General features: G+C 65.3%; 14 protein-coding genes and 1 pseudogene. 7 read left to right on the top strand and 8 right to left on the bottom strand.

Annotated elements, in window-relative coordinates; translation table 11 throughout:
• Positions 1–85: 85 nt before the first annotated feature.
• Positions 86–2497: a DEAD/DEAH box helicase family protein gene (locus DI624_RS15040; protein ID WP_291540105.1), complete on the bottom strand. Its 2412-nt coding sequence runs from the start codon at positions 2495–2497 to the stop codon at positions 86–88.
• Positions 2487–4235, bottom strand: a complete 1749-nt coding sequence (locus DI624_RS15035) for a site-specific DNA-methyltransferase (RefSeq protein ID WP_291540103.1) — start codon at positions 4233–4235, stop codon at positions 2487–2489. The genes DI624_RS15040 and DI624_RS15035 overlap by 11 nt, the downstream gene beginning before the upstream one ends.
• Positions 4236–4761: 526 nt before the next feature.
• Between DI624_RS15035 and DI624_RS15030 the strand changes: the two genes are divergently transcribed.
• Together DI624_RS15030 and DI624_RS15025 are read left to right on the top strand one after the other, a co-directional pair.
• A complete protein-coding gene (locus DI624_RS15030) occupies positions 4762–5766 on the top strand; it encodes a hypothetical protein (protein ID WP_183197375.1) in 1005 nt (334 codons plus the stop codon).
• 180 nt (positions 5767–5946) lie between these two features.
• On the top strand, positions 5947–8046 hold the full coding sequence (locus tag DI624_RS15025; RefSeq protein ID WP_291540100.1) for an ATP-binding protein: 2100 nt from the start codon (positions 5947–5949) through the stop codon (positions 8044–8046).
• Between the two features lie 543 nt (positions 8047–8589).
• On the opposite strand, the gene DI624_RS15020 is transcribed toward DI624_RS15025, so the two are convergent.
• Both DI624_RS15020 and DI624_RS15015 read right to left on the bottom strand, forming a co-directional pair.
• Positions 8590–10017: a site-specific integrase gene (locus DI624_RS15020; protein ID WP_291540098.1), complete on the bottom strand. Its 1428-nt coding sequence runs from the start codon at positions 10015–10017 to the stop codon at positions 8590–8592.
• A 163-nt stretch (positions 10018–10180) separates the two neighbouring features.
• The gene (locus tag DI624_RS15015; RefSeq protein ID WP_291540096.1) at positions 10181–11356 is read right to left on the bottom strand and encodes an acetyl-CoA C-acetyltransferase; all 1176 of its coding nucleotides are present in this window, start codon (positions 11354–11356) and stop codon (positions 10181–10183) included.
• 158 nt (positions 11357–11514) lie between these two features.
• Here DI624_RS15015 and DI624_RS15010 point away from each other — a divergent pair, with 158 nt between their 5' ends.
• From DI624_RS15010 to DI624_RS15000, 4 genes are all read left to right on the top strand, one after another.
• Positions 11515–12228 (top strand): hemolysin III family protein, encoded by a 714-nt coding sequence (locus DI624_RS15010; protein ID WP_291540093.1) that lies wholly within the window; start codon positions 11515–11517, stop codon positions 12226–12228.
• Between the two features lie 93 nt (positions 12229–12321).
• Positions 12322–12456 carry a polyhydroxyalkanoate synthesis regulator DNA-binding domain-containing protein gene (locus tag DI624_RS16175; RefSeq protein ID WP_367142136.1) on the top strand — a complete coding sequence of 45 codons (135 nt, stop codon included), beginning with the start codon at positions 12322–12324 and terminating at the stop codon, positions 12454–12456.
• 104 nt (positions 12457–12560) lie between these two features.
• The gene (locus DI624_RS16170; RefSeq protein WP_367142135.1) at positions 12561–12899 is read left to right on the top strand and encodes a PHB accumulation regulatory domain-containing protein; all 339 of its coding nucleotides are present in this window, start codon (positions 12561–12563) and stop codon (positions 12897–12899) included.
• Complete coding sequence (locus DI624_RS15000) at positions 12896–13252, top strand: hypothetical protein (RefSeq protein WP_291540092.1); 357 nt, start codon at positions 12896–12898, stop codon at positions 13250–13252. Before DI624_RS16170 ends, DI624_RS15000 begins: the two co-directional genes overlap by 4 nt.
• A 209-nt stretch (positions 13253–13461) precedes the next feature.
• Here the strand turns inward: DI624_RS15000 and DI624_RS14995 are convergent, their stop codons facing one another.
• From DI624_RS14995 to DI624_RS14985, 3 genes are all read right to left on the bottom strand, one after another.
• Positions 13462–13887: a hypothetical protein gene (locus DI624_RS14995; RefSeq protein WP_291540089.1), complete on the bottom strand. Its 426-nt coding sequence runs from the start codon at positions 13885–13887 to the stop codon at positions 13462–13464.
• A 103-nt stretch (positions 13888–13990) separates the two neighbouring features.
• On the bottom strand, positions 13991–14905 hold the full coding sequence (locus DI624_RS14990; RefSeq protein ID WP_291540087.1) for a hydroxymethylglutaryl-CoA lyase: 915 nt from the start codon (positions 14903–14905) through the stop codon (positions 13991–13993).
• Positions 14905–16590 (bottom strand): glycosyltransferase family 39 protein, encoded by a 1686-nt coding sequence (locus tag DI624_RS14985; RefSeq protein WP_291540085.1) that lies wholly within the window; start codon positions 16588–16590, stop codon positions 14905–14907. The genes DI624_RS14990 and DI624_RS14985 overlap by 1 nt, the downstream gene beginning before the upstream one ends.
• 76 nt (positions 16591–16666) lie before the next feature.
• On the opposite strand from DI624_RS14985, the gene DI624_RS14980 reads away from it, so the two are divergent.
• Complete coding sequence (locus DI624_RS14980; RefSeq protein WP_291540084.1) at positions 16667–17395, top strand: glycosyltransferase family 2 protein; 729 nt, start codon at positions 16667–16669, stop codon at positions 17393–17395.
• 99 nt (positions 17396–17494) lie between these two features.
• Here the strand turns inward: DI624_RS14980 and DI624_RS14975 are convergent.
• A pseudogene (locus DI624_RS14975) lies at positions 17495–18907 on the bottom strand (chaperonin GroEL); the annotation flags it as partial.

Here is an 18907-nt window from a genome sequence, read left to right as displayed (position 1 = left end):
GAAAGCTGCGCGGTCCGGCCTGTTGCTCATCCCACGCTGCGAGGCGTAACTAACCCAAGGACTCTGGTCGCCGCTGGATGAAAACTCAGGGGCACGTCAGGGTGTCGTCGTTGTCGAGCTGCTTGCCCTTGGTCTCGAGGACCATGAGATTCCTGCCGTCGCCGGCGAAGCGAACAAGGAAGTCCGGATAGATCCTGTTGCGCCGCCAACCCTGCAAGCCCCAGGCGCCTCGCGAGGTTAGGCGCCACCACCAGGCGAGAGCGTCCTTGCCGTCGAGATAGAGGGCGACGTCGGTTTCGAACCCGTTGAGCTCGCCGTCCTTCACGCCGTCGACGAAGAGCGTCCGGCCGACCTTGTCCCCGTGGTCATCAGTCAGCCACCTGTCGACGCGAGGACGGAAGGACGTTTCAAACGTCAGCGGCATTTCCCAGTCGACCGCAGACCCTGTCAATCGGAATGCAATTATGCCCGCGTCCAACTTCGTCATGAAGATGGCGCGGGCCGCCGCTTCGACCTTCCCGCCCAGCTCGACGCGGATAGACGAAACAATATCCAGCCGTCCGCGGCCGATCTCGACGTCGCCGAGGCCGCGCCCCCGAAGCGCTGCGATCGCCTGATCGACGAAGGTCATCGCCACCCACGGGTTAGGGACCAATCCCAAGAGGCGTCGGGCCAAATCGGGTCGATCGATCTCGCCCGCCAAGCGCTGGGTGGGCGACGCGGCCCCGGCCGCGAGCTGACCGTTCGTATAGTCGACGGATCGACGCGCCCTTCGCGCGCCGGGCTCGTCGAGGACCAGATCCGCGCCGCCCTCATATAGAAGTGCGGACCAGTCGACTTCGGCCAGGATATCCCGATCGAAATCCAGGAGGCGCACACCGCCCTTGTCGTCAGCATGAGTCACCGTGGGCACGAGAACCCGGCTGCCGGCCCACTGTGGGCGCCGCCCCACGGTCCGCGTCTCGGCCTCGGCCAGTCCTTGGCTGCGCACCTGCAGCCTCAGGTCGGCCATGCCTTCCTCACTCAGACCGTTGCGCACCCCCTCGACGGCGTCCTTGACCGTCGTGTCGGTGCAGAACACCCAGGCGCTGTCGAGTTCCGGAACGCCGGTCCGCCTTGCGCCTGGCTGTCGCAGCACCCGCCCAATCATCTGCGTCAGCGCGGTCTTTGCCCGCGACTTGGTCAGGAGCGTCAGGACATAGGCGAAGGGGCAGTCCCAACCTTCACGCAGCGCGTCCCGGGTGATGATGATACGCACCGGGCTGGTGTTGGACAGCAGCTGGTCGTCCAGTTCCTTGTCGATGGCGGTCTGCCGGCGAATCCACTCCGGCGGCACCCCCATCCCGATGAGGGCGTCGACGGCGTCCTCGGTATGGATGCGGCCCTTGTCCCTCTGTTCCCGGCCGGTGACCTCGACGCGGACCAGCATGATGGGCCGGATGTACCGACCGCTCGTCGCCTCATGATCCAACGCAAGCCGTTCGAGCCGGGCGCGTTGCTCCAAGGCGGCCTGCAGGGTGTCCTGCCACGGCACCTGGTTGTCGGCGACAAGCTCGATCGGCAGCTTGATCATCTCGGCGTCGCGGAGCCGCTGCCCGCCGATCTTCACCAGGATGTTGGACAGCTCGCGGCCCGGCGTGGCCGTCAGCTCGACCAGAAAGCGCGGGTTGAACTGCCCTAGCAGGCGCCGCCGTTCGACGCTGTAGGCCGTATGACCCTCATCGAGCACGATGACCGGGCGAATGAGCTTGAGCGTATTGCCAAGGCTCTGGACAATCGCCCCCGGCTCTCCGCTGAGCAGGTCATGCGTCTCGAGGTTCGGAACGCGCGCCTTCAGCGCCTGGGCGGCGGTCAGGTCGTCTCCCTCCGGATAGAAGCTGGCGTAGCGTCCGCTTTCGCGGAAGACCTTGAGCGCCTTCTGTTCGGAGTTCTCACGCGGGAGCCGCGCGGACTGAAGCATCAGAAGCATGACGGTCAGGCCGTCCTCGACATCCGCCCGCGAGAAGTCCGATCCCTTTTCGAGCAGCTTCAGCCGGCCGCCGCTGGCGATCTCCAGCGCCTGGCGAATGGGATGGCCGCGATCCCGGAGCTGGGCCCGGGTCTGCTGGTAGATGGCGTCCGAGGGGACGAGCCAGAGGACGAAGCCCGTTGACGCCCCGTTCAGCCCGGACAGGATGCGGCCGACTGCGTGCCCCGCAATCAGCGTCTTGCCCGACCCCGTAGGCAATTCGAGGCAGACGTGCGGCGTCTGGCGCCCGTGACCATCCGGAAGATCACGCCAGGGGTCGGGCGAAGCGGTCTGCCCGGCCTGCTGGAGCGCGGCCCAGGCGACAACCGGGGGGTCCGGGAGAACGGCGAGGAGCGGCGCACGCGTCGCATCGTCTAGGGCTTCGAGCGCTGCGCGCTGGTTCGCCTCCGCCACGCGAGCCTGTGCGAGCGCCTGAACGTAGCGGTCGAGCGCCTCGAGGGTGTCGAGCTGGTACTGCTTAAGCTGCATCGCCGGCTGGCCCCGTCTCGGTCCCGTCTCCGAGAATACGATGGATCGCATAGGGGAGCTGGCAGAAGGTCACGCCCATGGCGCTCAGCGTCTTCTGGGCGACGAACTTGCCTGCCGCGAAGATCAGCACGGGCTTCCCTTCGGCGGCCGCCGCGATCCGCTCTGCCGTCGCCATGTCCAGCATGGCGGCGTTGGATCGCATCCAGGTTTGATCAGGCCGATAGATCAGGTGAAGACGGAAGCCGGCGACGGCCCCGGCGTATCCGTCAGCCCCTTCTTCCCCTACGCTCAGGGTTGCGCCTGTCGCCGTGTAGGCGACGTACTCCGCCAGGCGGCTCCAGCCCGGCTCGGCTCCCTCGCCGGCGAAGAAGCGCTCGATATTCATTTCTTCGCCGAGCTCGCAGTAGGAGAACGAGCCCCCGAGGCCCTCACGGATCGCTGCGTCCGACGCGGCCGGCACACCCTTGATTGTCCGCCGAACGCGCTCAGCGGTCAAACCATCGGCATAGTCGCCCGCCTCGACGAGGATGAACCGCCGATCGCCGCCGTCGGCCTTGTTTAGGGAGAGGACAGCATGGGCCGTCGTGCCCGACCCGGCGAAGGAGTCCAGCACCAGGGCGTCCGGCTTGGCCACATAGGAGAGCAGCCATTCGATCAGGGTGAAGGTCTTGGGGTTCTTGAATTTCAGATCGGACATCCCGGCCGAAAGCTGACGGAGCTCATTGGCCCCCCGACGCCCGTCGATCTCGACAACGGACGGCATCTTCTCCTGATAGGTCTCGAGATAGGTTTTCAGCCGGATGAGCTGTCCTGGATCGTCCGAAAAAATGATCCGGTCTTCGGCGAGGAGTTGATCCCGTGTCTCCTCGGGGAAGCGGTAACCCATCAACGGCTTGGGGACGTAGGTCTGGGTGAGGGGGTTCAGGAGCTCCCAGTCGTACCCCTGCTTGCCCGGGTTGTGCACGCTCCGGCTGGCCGCATAGATTCCCTTGCGGTCGATCATCTCATAACCGGCCAGCGGGCCGAGCTGGCTCTTCACCGACTTGTGCCAGACGCGATAGGCGGCCGAGAGGTCGGCGTCGCCCTTAAAGGTCGCTAGGAGCTCCTCGCCCTTGGCGAGCATGACGTCCTTGACGTCCGACAACGGCGCCTTCCAGACCGACGCGCTCTCCTCCTTGCTGCGCGCCCAGACGTGAACGTACTCGTGCTCGATCGCGATCCGCGTGGGATTGTTGTCGGTCGCGTTCTTCCAAACGATCGTCCCGAGCCAGTTGTCCTCGCCGAAAATCTCGCCGAGGAGCGCCTTGAGCGGGCCCGCCTCATTGTCGTCGATGCTGACGAACAGCACGCCCGAGGGAGACAGTAGGTCATATAGCAGGTGCAGGCGCGGCCACATCATGCAGAGCCATTTGTCGTGGCGCTCCATATCCTCCTTGTTGACCAGCGACCCCAGCCAACTGTTCATCAGGGGCGAGTCGACCCGGTCGTTGTAGCGCCAGTCGTCCTTGCCGGTGTTGTAGGGCGGATCGATATAAATCACGTCGACTTTCCCCGCATACCGCGGCAGCAAGGCCTTCAGGGCATGCAGGTTGTCGCCATGGATGACGAGACTGTCGTCCAGCGCCGGCCCGGCGGGACCGGGCGCGCTTTTGTCCGCGACCACTCTGAGTTCGCGAAACGGCACGGCCAGATGGTGGGAATAGACAAAGGGCTTGCCCTTGAATTCCAGTGTCGGCACGAGCGCCCTCCATTTCTCGCGGATCTCGCCGCTCCGTCGCCCTTATGGGCTGAATCGCAAGCGGAACGCATCCTGAGAAGATTGACGGGCCGAACAGCGGCGGGGAGCGCCTTTTCAGCAGTAGGGCCCCGCCTGGTCGAGACGGTACTCCTGATCTGATCTAGGGCGGCGCCAAACGCCGCCGATTGACTCGCCCGGCTCCCCCATGACCGCTTCTTCCCTGCCGGTCGCGCAGCCAGCATGAGGGATATGAAGCAGGTCAGGCAGATCGTCAGGCTCGACGCCCAGTGGGGTCTGGCAGCGGCTTCGAGCCAAGGCCGAAGGCAAACGTCTCGCCGTTCGCGAGGGTCCCGTCGAGCCATGTGTGCCTCAGCGGCGCACATGCGATGAGAATGGCGTCGGCCATCGCCGAGCCGACCCGTCCAACCGTTGGGGTCGACCTACGCGCGGCCTGAGCGGTAAGCGTCAAATATGAACCCCCCAGAGCTAGCTCCGCTCGCCCGCACTCACAGACATTAAAGGCACCATGACTCAAGCCCCACCCACTCTGATCGAAGAAGCTCGCGACGTTCCCGAACGCGCACTGCGGATTTACGCGCGCCTTTGGCAATTCGAGACTTGGCTGCGGTCAATAATTTATGTCGAGTTGCGGGCTTTGCTTGGGGATGACTGGCGTGCGTCGCTCAAAACGAACCCGCGATCGTTCGAGGCGGACAAATTCCTCAAACACATGCCGACGCCGGAGATGAACGCGCTCAGTTATGCGTCCCTCGGGCAGCTTGCGGGTCTGATCGACGCACACTGGGAGTGCTTCGCCATTTACCTGCCGCCGAAGCCGCTCTGGGACACCAAACTTAAGGAAATCGAACAGATACGCCACCGCATCGCTCACTTTCGCGCGGGGCACCCTGACGATCACTCTCGCCTTCTGCAGTTCCTGCGTGACCTCGATCGCGGATTCTGGACGTTCTGCACCAGCTACAACGACCTTCTGCCCATCTTGCCGCCGGACCGCGACAAGGTCACTCGACATTTCATCGGATATGACCCGCTGCCATGGGGCGAGATCGAGCCGGGGCAGTGGGCGAGGATCGGATTTGTCGACAAGTCGGAGGTCGTCAACGTCGTAGTCAACCTTCTACGTCGCCCTTGGGCACAAGACTCCGAGGCCGTCGACGGCGCGACGGGGCGACTCTACGACGTGGTCTTCATGGGGGGTGACCGACGCATTTTCGACTATCGCAGCTTACTGGAGCGGACGAAAGCGAACCACGAACGTCTCGTCCACATCGCACTTGGCACAGGCGAGGCCTTCCGCCTGACGATTCCGGCGGTCCTCGGTTCGGCGGTGGTCATCGAGATCGTAGAGGACTGGCTTGAAGCGGCGCGAAACAACGTCAGGCGTGGTCCCTACATTGCGGCGACCGCCGCCGACGCGATCGCTGCCGAGTGGCCGGAGTATGTGCTCGGGCCGACTCACCCGCTGGCCTACCTCGGACCTGACATGCCGTGCAGCTTCTTCGATGCTTGAGACCGCCTGTTGAACACCCAACGGTCTATTTGATCTTTGGCCACGAACCGAGCATCGCTTGACCGCCGTCGCCGCTGCCTTCCTATCGCCAAGACCACCACGCCTTAGAAGCCGTACTTTTCGCGGCGTTCGGGTTAGGAACAACCACTCGCACCTTGATCGGCGAAGACTGGAGCCGCCTTGCCCGCCCTGACGCCAAATATCGAAAATCGCGTTCGAAAGCTGCCGAAACCCTCAAACGCGACCCAAGGATTGCAGCCTCTTTTCGAGGCAGTGAGCAACGCCATGTTCGCGATCGAAGACCGCTTCGGTGATGACGTGGCCGGGGGCAGCGTTCGGATCGCGGTGACCAACCTCTCGGATCCGGATCGGATTTCAATCCTGGTGGCGGACGACGGTGTGGGGCTAGACAAGGAACGCTACGAGGCCTTCTGCGAGATCGACACCGACTATAAGCGCGCCAAGGGTGGCAAGGGTGTCGGCCGTCTCTTCTGGCTCGACGCCTTCTCCGAGATTTCGCTCGAGAGTACCTACGCGTCGGGCGACTCCATATCGGTTCGTCAATTCGATTTTGTACTGAATAACGCTGAGCAGGTGGTCTCTCGGATCGAGGACGAACCCGCACCCGAGAGGGCCCAACGGGGCACCTGCATTCGTTTCAGCGGTCTGCGCACCAAGGAGTACGCCGACGCGTTTCCAAAGCGCCGAGACACCTTTCTCCGCTACTTCAGCGCACACTTCATCGCCGATTTTCTTATGGGATCGGGGCCCTCGATCCTGATTGACTTGGATGGCGAGCCGACAACCTATCCTCAAGCCGTGTCGGACTTAACCGTCGGGCGGCCCATCGACGCCGAGTTCAAGCATGAGGTCTTCGGCGCGCTGAAGATCACAGGGTTCACCTGTCGCGCCGAAGCCAGCACCGGCCTTGAAGGCCGCCATCAGCTCCATCTCTTGGCCAATAGCCGCACCGTCGAGACCCGAAAGGTCGACAATCTGCTCGGAATTGAAACTCTCTCGCGCGGCGACGAAACCGACCTTGTCTTTCATGGCTGCGTGTCCGGCGAATACCTTGATCTGCGCGTCAACGAAGGGCGCACGGCGTTCAATCTGCCTGAGCGCACGCTCAAGGAAATCAGTCGCGCCTGCATGGACGTGGTGCGAGACCGTATGCTGCCCGATCAGGTCAAGGCATATGTCGCCAAGCGTAAGAAGCGCTACGAAAGCTTCGTTGAACGATACCCGACCTTCGGTTTCGACGACGATGCGACCCAACTCGGCCGGGTACCGTTTCATGCGGCTAGCGCTGAGGACTTCGCGTCGGGCCTGATCAAGTATCAAATCCGGCGGGAGGAGAGCCGGCAGATTACACTCCAGAATTTGATCGACTCCCTCGACCTGGGAGAGACGCCGATCCACTTCGATGCATCGGTTGCAACTGCGGCTCGCGAAATACAGGCTTCTGAGCAACTAGCGTTGGCGCAGCACGTCGTGCGCCGCAAACTCGCGCTTGAACTTTTAGAGAAACTGATCACCCGCATTCGGGCCAGAGAGGGGAAGGAAGACGATTACCATTTGGAGCGGACGCTTCATTCCTTCATCTGCCCTATGGGCGTCCGCGGCGACGATCCCGCAGAACCTAAGAGTCGCGCACATGATCTCTGGATTGTGGACGAGAGGCTGGCGTTCACGCGCGCTTTCTCGTCAGACAAGCGTCTCGACGCCGTTCTCGCGCAAGGTGGATCATCGGATCGGCCCGACCTTCTAGTGTGGGATCTGGCCTATGGCCTAGGCGTTACGCACCCCGCGCAAGAAGACGCCGTCGATACCTTCGAGCCTCTTCGGACGGTGATGGTCGTCGAGTTCAAGAAGCCGGGACGCAAGACTTATGGGAAGGCGGAGGACCAGATTGAACAGCAGATCACCCGCTATCTGGCGCAGTTGAAGGACGGAGAAATCGAGTCCTTCGGGCGCTCCCGGGTTCGCGTCGCTGATGACTGCGTCTTTCACTGCTATATAGTCGCCGACATCGTCGGCGATCTAGAGCAACAGCTCTCAAGCTGGGACACCACAGCGAACGGTCAAGGACGTCTCCGGAGCCTCAAGGGCCGCTACCGCGGTCAGATCGAAGTCATCCAGTGGCAGGACTTGGTCAATGACGCTTGGCTCCGCAACCGGGCGACCCTGCACACCGCAGGCTTAAGCCGACAGCGGCCGACCAGCCTGCAGGCTGGAGAAGCCCCAGAGGTCGAGGAGAATGTCCTTGAGGACGACGATTAAGGCGACCGCAGCGATCCTTTCGGCCACACCAGCCGCCTCGATGCGCCAGCGGTTATTCCCGTATTACCAGGAAGTGGGCTTTCGCTGAGCTGTCGACCGACATGAGGCTAACGCCAGCTGCGATAGGATCGGGTGCACTTGATCAGAACCGTCTCGACGCCCTGCGGCTTCCCGCAAATGTTGTATTGTTCGCTCGAAGTTGCCCATCCGCAAGCGTGGGCACCCAAGGCCTGCCGGAAAGCAGACCCTTAAGGGTCCGCTCGGAGTCAGAGTGGCTATTCGCGACATCGCCGATCCCCAACGTATAAAGCCTTGCTTAGCCCCCACCAAGAGCGCCACGGCGCGCGGGAGCATAGCGGCGGAAGACGCAGGCCCGCGGGCCGCATCGAACTCGACGCGGCTTGCTCCACCGGCCTGCTTAGCCAGACGGCCGATCAAGGACGCAGGCTGCGCATCGGACGTATGGCAGAGACGCAGACCAGCCCTTCGCCACAGCGGCGCACCGAACTCGGCGCGTGATCCTCGGCGGCGAAGGCCGGGACATTAATGAGGCTTGCGCGGCTCGGTGTTGATCTTCGCACGCGCGTTCCGTTTGACCCTAACGGTTTGCTTGTCGTCTGTCGGTGTCGCCAGCTCCCTCGGCTCCCAGTCGCTCATGCCTTGAAGAACGAGGTCGGCGTGTTTGATGGTGTCCACATGGCCGTAGTGCTCCTGGATCATCTGCACTGACGTTCCCATCTGCTCGGCCAGCAGCAGTTCGCTGACACCTTCGGTCAGGCGGATGGTGGCATAGGTGTGCCGGAACGAATAAGTCGAGCGCAGAATGCCGGAGGGCCCGACGCGCAGATTGGCGTCTTTCAGAAGGTCGGCGATGAAAGATTTGTAGAGCGTGCGTTCCGTCGTGCCGGTCGCACTGCTGAACACAGGAGCCTCGGGCGCCGTGCTCACCGCTATGGCGCGGATACGGTCGAGGTATTTGCCGACGTTTCCGCTCGGCGCGACAAGTTGGCGGGACTTGCCCTTGCCTCGCACGGATAACACGGTGACCGGCTGGCCGTTCTTGTCGGTCGCCTCCATCACGTCGCGCCAACGGAGGTTGCGCGCCTCGGAAGGCCGCATGCCCGTGTTGCACATGATGAGGACGAATTGATAAACCATGGCCCGATACCAGCGGGCGGTTTTGGTCTCGGCAGCATCGACCCATTTGGTGCGGGCGTGGGTGTGAAGCCTGCGATATTCTTCCAGCGAGAACGCATCCCGGCGCTGCTTCTCGAGCGACGGCATCCCTTCGATACGGTGATGAGGCGGGGCCTCCTGTTTTGAAACGGCGTCATTGATGATGGCGCGGTAGATCTTCATCTCGAAACGGATCGTCGCGTCGCTGACGATGATCCACTCCGTATTCTCTGGCGCCGGTGTCTCCGTCGTCTGGTTGCCGACCGTGCGCGCTTTCTGCTTCGCCTTGGCGTCGGCGAGGGTCTTGGCGGCATCGCGCTCGGCCTCTGTCATCGGACGCACATTGCCGTGGCGGGTCATCCGTCCCTGACCCAGTGACCGCCGCCAGGACGGATAGTTCTGCCAACGGTCCAGAGCGATCAGGTCGATCTGGGTCTTGCCGACATAGGGGTTAAGCTGGTTCTTCACGACGGACTCGATCAGCTTGACCCGGCCCATCGTGATCTCGCCGCGCTGCGCGCGCAGTTTCTGTTCCGCGATGTAATCCTTAGCCACGGCGGAGAACGGGCGGTTGAACACCGGCAGATTGCGTTTCAGCGCAAAGCGGACTTCGCTCTCGTGATCATAGGCCAGAGTTCGCGCCGTCGTGATATCTGGCGTTTTCAGGGCTATGGTCTTGTAGCGCGTCGCCTTCGGCAGCCTGACGCGGCAGTACCAATCCCGGGTCTGCAAGTCGCCGCGCCGGAAGATGACCAGGCCGGGTTTCAGTTCTTCCTTGTCCGTGACAAACGCCATGACAGCCTCGATCGTCGTGCAGATTTCGTGCACATCGCGGCGCTAAGTCATTGATCTGCCGTGACGTGCATACAACGTGTAGCAACATTATAGCAAAAAATACTGTGTGATTCTAGATATTTAGAGATATGGCCTTATCCCAACGGGAGAAGGGCTCAGAACATCACCCCCGCTCGACGCACAGGGCCACGCCCATGCCGCCGCCGATGCACAGGGTCGCGAGGCCCTTCCTGGCGCCCGAGCGCTTCATCTCGAACAGCAGGGTGGTCAGGATGCGAGCGCCCGAAGCGCCGATGGGGTGGCCGATGGCGATGGCGCCGCCGTTGACGTTGACTTTGGCCGGGTCCAGGCCCAGTTCCTTGACCACGCACAGGCTCTGGGCGGCGAAAGCTTCGTTGGATTCGACCAGGTCGAGGTCGGAGACGCTCCAGCCCGCCTTCTCCAGCGCCTTTTTCGAGGCCGGGATCGGCCCCGTGCCCATGATCGACGGATCGACGCCGGCGGTGGCGTAGGAGGCGATGCGCGCCAGCGGCTCCAGCCCGCGCGCCTTGGCCTCGTCCGCGCTCATCAGCACCAGGGCGGCGGCGCCGTCGTTCAGGCCCGAGGCGTTGGCCGCCGTGACCGACCCGCCCTTGGCGAAGGCCGGACGCAACTTCTGCATGGCCTCCAAGGTCGCGCCGTGGCGGATGTATTCGTCCTGATCGACCGTGACGTCCGCCTTCTTGCCGGGAATGACGACGGGGACGATCTCCTCGGCGAACTTGCCGGCGGTCTGGGCGGCTTCGGCCTTGTGCTGGCTGGCCAGGGCGAACTGGTCCTGGGCCTCGCGGCTGATCGCCCATTTTTCGGCGATGTTCTCGGCGGTCTGGCCCATGTGATAGCCGTTGAAGGCGTCCCACAGACCGTCATTGATCATGGTGTCCACGAAGGCCACGTCGCCCATCTTGTGGCCGTTGCGCAGCTGTTGGGCGTGCGGCGCCTGGCTCATGCTTTCCTGTCCGCCCGCGACGACGATCCTGGCGTCGCCCAGGGCGATCTGCTGGGCGCCGATGGCCACGGCGCGCAGGCCCGAGCCGCAGATCTGGTTCAGGCTCCAGGCGGCGGCCTCCTTTCTGACGCCCGCGCCGATGGCCGCCTGGCGCGCCGGCCCCTGACCCGCGGCGGCCTGAAGCACATGACCCAGGATCACCTCGTCCACCGCCTCGCCCGAGACGCCGGCCCGCTCCAGCGCCGCCTTGATGGCGATCTCGCCCAGCTTCGACGCCGGCAAGGAGGACAGTCCGCCCATGAAGGCGCCGACGGGCGTGCGGGCGGCGGAGACGATGACGACCTCGGTCATGGATTTCACTCTATGCGGAATAAAGATGCTTGGCCGTTCTGCCGCATCGCGAGGCCTCCGTCACCTGCGACGACATGCGCCCGGTCGGATTCAGCCATTCGTCACCCTGTCGGCGCATTGTGGCGGAACGATAAGGGCGGTCTGGAATTGGATTGGCCATGCTGCGCACGTTGAAACGTCTGATCACCCACGTCTGCACCCCGGACGAACTGGACATGATCGACCATTATCCGACCCGGGCCGAGAAGCTGGCGGACCTGTGGGTCCATGTCGTGGGCCTGATGCTGGCGGCGGTCGGCGGCATCATCCTGGCGGGACTGGCGGGCGTCTACACCGGCATCGGCGGCGTCCTGGCGACCGCCATCTACGCCCTGTGCCTGGTGGGGATGCTGACGGCCTCGACCATCTACAACTGGACCAATCCCTGCGCGGCGCGGCCGGTGCTGCGGCGGCTGGACGAAGCGGCCATCTTCCTGATGATCGCCGGCAGCTACACCCCCTTCACGACCCAGCGGTTCGAGGGCCTGTGGGCCGTGGGCTTCACCACCCTGATCTGGACCCTGGCCTTCGCGGGCGCTGGAGTGAAGCTGTTCGCGCCGCGCATCTCCGATCGGTTCTGGAGCGGGGTCTATGTCGTGTTCGGCTGGCTGGCGGTCGCGGCCCTGAAGCCGATGGTCGAGACGGTGCATCCCGTCGCCCTGGCCCTGCTGGTGATCGGCGGGCTGATCTACACCGCCGGGGTCTTCGTCTTCATCAGCCCCAAGATCCGATTCCGCCGAGCGATCTGGCATGGGTTCGTCGTCACCGGCGCGACCGTCCACTGGACCGCCGTGCTGGTGGGCGTGGTCCTGGCGCCCGCCCTGACCCACTGAACGGCGGCGGCGCCCACGGCGGATCGTCGCCCCCTCTGGCGCTTCGCCGCGCAAGGGGGGATAGTGATGCGTTGCAACATCGCGAGAACAAGCGTGGCTGACGAAAAAAACAAGGGCGGAAACAAGAGCGAGGCCGATGCGGTCGTCATCAAGAAGTATGCGAACCGGCGCCTCTACAATACGCGGACCAGCGCCTATGTGACGCTGGAAAGACCAACGACGACCTGACCCGCCAGATCCTGACCCAGATCATCTTCGAGGAGGAAAGCCGGGGCGAGGCCCTGCTGCCGGTCCAGTTCCTGCGCCAGCTGATCGGCTTCTACGGCGGCCAGATGCAGGGGGTTCTGCCTTCCTATCTGGAGATGTCCCTGGCCAATTTCGGCCGCCAGCAGGAACAGTTTGCCAGCCAGATGAGCCGCGCCTTCGGAACGGCCGCCGGCGCGACGCTGATGGAGGACGCCGCGCGCGCCAACATCGCCATGTTCGAACGCGCCATGCAGATGTTCCCCGGCTTCGGCTATGCGCGGGCTGAACCTGCCGAAAGCAAGGTCGGACCGGCGACGCCGCCCGAACCTGCGGGACATGCGCCCGACGCCCTGGACGAAATGCGTCGTCAGATGGACGAGATGCGCCGCCAGATCGACAGGCTGGCGGGGGCCAAACCCGAATGACCGACCCTATCGCGCCCATCGGCGGACCCGAACGCATCGACCGGCGCGAGGGCGAACGCCGCGAGCGCGAGCGCCGCGCCCGCCCGCCGTCGCGCGAGCTGGTCGCCCTGGACGCGCCCGAGACGGAAGCCGAGGCTCAGACCCGCCCGGCAAGAGCTGCCGTGCAACCGGCCGCCGAACCAGGAGCGGCCGCCTTCGTCGCCCAGCAGATGGGTCAGGGCGGCCACAAGCGCGGCCTGCGCGGCGGCCCGCCCGTGCTGGACGCGGCCCGCTCCGCCTATCTGGGAGCCGAATACTCCGGCGCGGCCGAACGCCGCCCGGCCGCAGGCAAGACGGCCAAGACCGACATCTGAGGGGCGGCACGGGGTTTGCTGGACCGGGGGCCTGACGCCTCGATACGGACCCGCCCATGCCCGCCGCCCTGAGCCTCGCCGCCAAGATGTTCGACGTCGCCGTCGTCGCCCTGATCTTCACGGCTTTTTCGTAGGCCCGCCGCGCCTCGCGCTGCTTGAAGCCGGTGCTTTTAGGGTTCCATCGACCCCTTGGGCCGGTTTTCAGGCGCTCACGCCCCGCCGAAATCCAAGTCCTTGCGCGAGGAAACGATGGTGACGATGAAGCCCGCCAGCACGTCCAGCAGGATCATGGTCACGATCAGGAAGAAGGTCGAGGTCGCGAAGCCGGGCAGCAGAAGGAACTCGATCAGCACGCCGATGAACAGGATCATCGACAGGGCGTGATTGACGATGGCCACCCGCTGGCTGGAGGTCGATTTCAGCAGTTCGAAGAACAGCAGGATCAGGCCCAGGAACAGGATCAGGTCGCCCGAACCGATGGTCCACTGCGCGCCCGAGGTCATGGTGACGGCGAACAGGGGATCGCGCAGCAAAACGTCCGCCTGGGTCACGCCGCCGTCGCCCGATCCGCCGAACAGCACCACGATATTGTAGAGGACCGCCGGTATCAGCAGCAGCGGAATGGCGATCAACATGGTCGGTCCTTTGCGCCGGCCGCCCCGGGGCCGCGTCGTTCCTTCATCATGAATAGCGCCGTTTGCGACACGCCGCCACAGGGGCGCGTCTGCGAGCGGGGCGTCAGCGCCTGGGGAAGCCGCCCGCGCGGCTGAGCGCCGATGGCGCCGGCCGGTCGATGGCCTGGCCGATCCAGCGCGCCGTCCCGATCAGCGCGTCCAGGTCGTAGCCGGTCGAATATCCGCCCCGCTCCAGCATATAGACCAGGTCCTCGGTGGCGATGTTTCCGGTGGCGCCCGGCGCGAACGGACAGCCGCCGATACCGCCGACCGAGGCGTCCAGCACGTCGATCCCCGCCTCGATCGCCGCATAGGCGTTGGCCAGGCCGGTGTTGCGGGTGTCGTGGAAATGCAGGCGCAGGGTCGCATTCGGCGCTGCGGCTCGCGCCGCCTCGACCTTCGTCGTCACCGCCCAGGGATCGCCGGCGCCGATGGTGTCCGCCAGGCCGATCTCGTGGACGCCCATCTGCGCGATCGCGCCGACCATGTCGGCGACCTGATCCGCCGAGACCTCGCCGTCGAACGGACAGCCCCAGACGCAGGAGATCATGGCCGACAGCGAGGGCGCGCCCTCGATCGCCTCAGCATCGTCCCGCCGCGCGACGATGCCGCCCAGCATGGCCAGCTGATCCTTGACCGCCAGCCCCTGGTTCTTCAGCCCGAAGCCGTTCGTGACGGAAACCGAGACATTGACCTCGTCCACGCCGGCCGCCAGCGCCCGGTCATAACCCTTTCCGTTCAGGACCAGGCCGATGCGGCTGCGCCCCGGCCGATGCGGCAGGGCGGCCATGACGTCTTCGGCCCCGGCCATCTGCGGCACGTATCGGGGGTGGACGAAAGAGACGGCCTCGATGCGTTTGGCGCCCGCCGCCTCCAGCCGCCGCACCAGGTCGGCGCGGACGGCGGGGTCCAGCACGGTCTTTTCGTTCTGCAGACCATCGCGCGGTCCGACCTCGACCACCTGGATGAACCGGCCCATCAGGACGCCCCGTCCACGTTTGCGGTCCCGTTTCTGGGCGGCGGCGCATAGACCGTCAGGCTGACCTCGTCGCCGGCGGAATAGTTGTAGCCGTCGACCACCCCGACCGCCCGGCCGGACACCCCCAGGCGGGCGGCGGCGGCGCGGAAGGCGTCGGCGTCGCGCGCCTCTACGATGGCGGGCCGCCCGTCGGCCAGGGCCTCGGCGGCGCCTTGGGCGTCCGTCAATTCGGTTTCGCGCCCGGTCAGGAAGACGAAGCTAGGCTCATGATAGCCGGTGATGGCCACCGGGCCCGGCGTGCGGCCCTGGCGCGGGTGCAGGTCGGCGGCCTCCAGCGTCCTTTCCAACTGGGGCGCGACGGCCAGGGGACGCAGCTGCCGGATGGTCCCCGCCAGGGCCGCATGGGCCGTGATCCCGAAAGCCAGCGAGGCGACCAGCGCCGCGACCGGGGCGCGGTTCAGCAGCAGGAAGGCGCCCCCCGCCCCGGTCGCCAGCGTCATGACCACCGTCAACGCCGCCCAGGTCTGGGCCGTCGAGGTGCCATAGGCCGTCAATCCATAGATGGTCACGCCGATCACCAGCACCGCGGCGAACACCGCCAGCACGGCCCCGGAGATGCGCGACGCCTTGCCGATCGGCCGGGCCAGGGCGGCGGCGGCCAGCAGGGCCAGCGCCCCGAACGTCGGCAGGGTGTAGTGCCACAGCTTGGTGGGGGCCAGTTCGAACATCAGCCAGCCGGGAACCAACCAGCAGACCAGGAAACGTATCGCCGGCTCGGCCCGCCGGCTCCAGCCGGTCGAGACGGCGGCGGGCAACAGCAGGGTCGAGGGAAAGAACAGCAGCGGCGCCAGCAGCACATACATGCCCGGGAACCCCGAATGGCTTTCGTGGGCGCCGGCGATCTTGGGCGCCAGGTCGCCGCCGATGGCCTCGCGCCAGAAGCCTCCGTCGGTCGCGATGGTGATGGCTATGGCCCACGGGCCGACCATCAGGGCGACCAGCGGCAGGCCCCAGCCCCAGCCGAGGCGATACAGCCATCTGACGTTCCGATCCCAGATCGACAGGGCGACGACGGTCAGGGCCACGATCAGGAAACCGATCGGCCCCTTGATCAGGATCGACAGGCCCAGGCCCGCCCAGAACAGAAATTTGTGCAGGCGTTCGGGCCTCTCGCCCGCCCGCGTCGCCATATAGATGCGCGCCAGCGCCGCCATGGCCAGGGTCGTCGCCCCGCACAGCATGGCGTCGGTCTTGGCGATGCCCGCCTCGGTGGACAGGAGGAAGGTCGCCCCCATGATCGCCCCGCCGAAGAAGCCGACGCGGCTTCCCAGCAGGGCCGCCCCGGCCCAGGCCACGGCCCAGGCCGCCAGCATGGCCCCCAGCAGGGAGGGGATGCGATAGGGCGCGATCTCGCGATCCTCGACATCCGAGGTCAGGGCCACGGCCGCCGCCTGCATCCAATAGATGCCGACAGGCTTCTTCCAGCGCGGCTCGTCCTGATAGCGGATGTCGACATAGTCGCCGCTTTCCAGCATCTGGGACGTCGCCTGTGCGAAGCGGCTCTCGTCGCGGTCCAGCGGCGGCAGCAGCAACAGCCCGGGCAGGCCGGCGATCAGCGTCAGCAGGGCCGCGAGAACCGGGCCGCGCCAGCCGGCGATGCGGCTATCCAGATCAAAAGTCTTCATTCAAGACTCTTTACACGGCGACCGCGCCGCCGTCAGCCGTCTCCCCTAAGCGTTCGATCTCGTCTATGGAGCGGCGATGACCGTCGAAACGCCCGAAATCTCCGTCGTCGTTCCCGTCCATGACGAGGCGGGCGCCGCCGTGCCCCTTGCGCGCGAGATCGCCGCCGCCTTCGCGGGACGGTCCTACGAGATGATCTTCGTGGACGATGCGTCGAAGGATACGACCCTGGCCGAGTTGAAGGCCGCGATGACGGACCTTCCAACCCTGCGCGTCCTGTCGCACGGGGCCAATGCGGGACAGAGCCGGGCCGTTCGCACCGGCGTCCTGGCCGCCCGCGCCCCGATCGTCGTCACCATGGACGGCGACGGCCAGAATCCGCCGGCCGACGCGCCCCGCCTCGTCGACGCCCTGCTCGCCGCCCCCGCCGACGTGGGCCTGGTCGGCGGCCGCCGCGCCAAGCGCCAGGACAGTCAGGCCAAGCGCCAGGCCTCGATCTGGGCCAACCGCATCCGCCGCCGCCTGCTGGGCGACGACGCGGACGACACCGGCTGCGGGCTCAAGGCCTTTCGCCGCGACGTCTTCCTGCGCCTGCCCTATTTCGATCACATCCACCGCTACCTGCCGGCCCTGATGATCCGCGAGGGCTATCGCAACCAGTATCTGAACGTGGACCATCGCCACCGCGAGACCGGCCGCTCGAAATACACCAACTGGGGCCGCCTGCGGGCGTCGGTCTCGGACCTCCTGGGCGTCATGTGGCTGAAGACCCGCTCTCGGCCGCCGGGCGCGATCTCGGAGTTCTGAGACACCGTCTCATCCCCGCTTCGCCGGGATGGCGTGCAAAGAAAAGGGCGAGGTCTTGCGACCCCGCCCTTCTGCGTTTCGGCGTCGGAGGACTTGGACTTAGAAGTCCATGCCGCCCATGCCGCCCATGCCGCCCATGTCGGGGGCGCCGGCGCCGGCCGAGGCCTTCTTGGGGGCGTCGGCGACGGCGGCTTCCGTGGTGATCAGGATGCCGGCCACCGAAGCGGCGTCTTGCAGGGCCGTGCGGACGACCTTGGCCGGGTCGATCACGCCCATCTGCACCAGGTCGCCATACTCTTCGGTCTGGGCGTTGAAGCCGAACGAGGCTTCGTTGTTTTCCAGAACCTTGCCGACCACGATCGAGCCTTCGACGCCGGAGTTTTCGGCGATCTGACGGATCGGAGCCTGCAGGGCGCGACGGACGATGGCGACGCCGGCGTTCTGGTCGGCGTTGTCGCCCTTGACGTCGGCCAGAATCTTGGAGGCCTTCAACAGTCGTCGACGCGGTCCTTCTTTTCCTTCACTTCGACTTCGGTCGAGCCGCCGACGCGCAGGACGGCGACGCCGCCGGCCAGCTTGGCCAGACGTTCCTGAAGCTTTTCCTTGTCGTAGTCGGAGGTGGTGTCTTCGATCTGGCGCTTGATCTGGGCCACGCGGGCTTCGATCTCTTCCTTGCCGCCGACGCCTTCGACGATGGTGGTGTCGTCCTTGGTGATCGAGACCTTCTTGGCCTTGCCGAGCATGTCGAGCGTGACGCTCTCCAGCTTGATGCCCAGGTCTTCGGAGATGACCTGGCCGCCCGTCAGGATGGCGATGTCTTCCAGCATGGCCTTGCGGCGATCGCCGAAGCCCGGAGCCTTGACGGCGGCGACGCGCAGGCCGCCGCGCAGCTTGTTGACGACCAGGGTCGCCAGGGCTTCGCCTTCGATGTCCTCGGCGATGATCAGCAGCGGACGGCCCGACTGCACCACGGCTTCCAGGATCGGAAGCATGGCTTGCAGGCTGGTCAGCTTCTTCTCGAACAGCAGGATCAGCGGCTCTTCGAGAACGGCCTCCATCTTGTCGGCGTTGGTGATGAAGTAGGGCGACAGGTAGCCGCGGTCGAACTGCATGCCCTCGACGACGTCGACGGTGGTGTCGGCGGTCTTGGCTTCCTCGACGGTGATGACGCCTTCGTTGCCGACCTTGGCCATCGCCTGGGCGATCAGCTCGCCGATTTCAGAGTCGCCGTTGGCAGAGATGGTGCCGACCTGGGCGATTTCCGAATTGTTGGAGACCGGCTTGGAGTTGGTCTTGATCTCTTCGATGACCAGGCCGACGGCCTTGTCGATGCCGCGCTTCAGATCCATCGGGTTCATGCCGGCGGCGACGGCCTTCAGGCCCTCTTGCACGATGGCCTGGGCCAGGACGGTGGCGGTGGTGGTGCCGTCGCCCGCCTTGTCGTTCGTCTTCGAAGCGACTTCGCGGATCATCTGGGCGCCCATGTTCTCGAAGGCGTCTTCCAGCTCGATT

Source organism: Brevundimonas sp., from assembly GCF_003248455.1.
Taxonomy (GTDB): Bacteria; Pseudomonadota; Alphaproteobacteria; order Caulobacterales; family Caulobacteraceae; genus Brevundimonas.
This window is presented reverse-complemented; position numbering and strand designations above follow the sequence as displayed.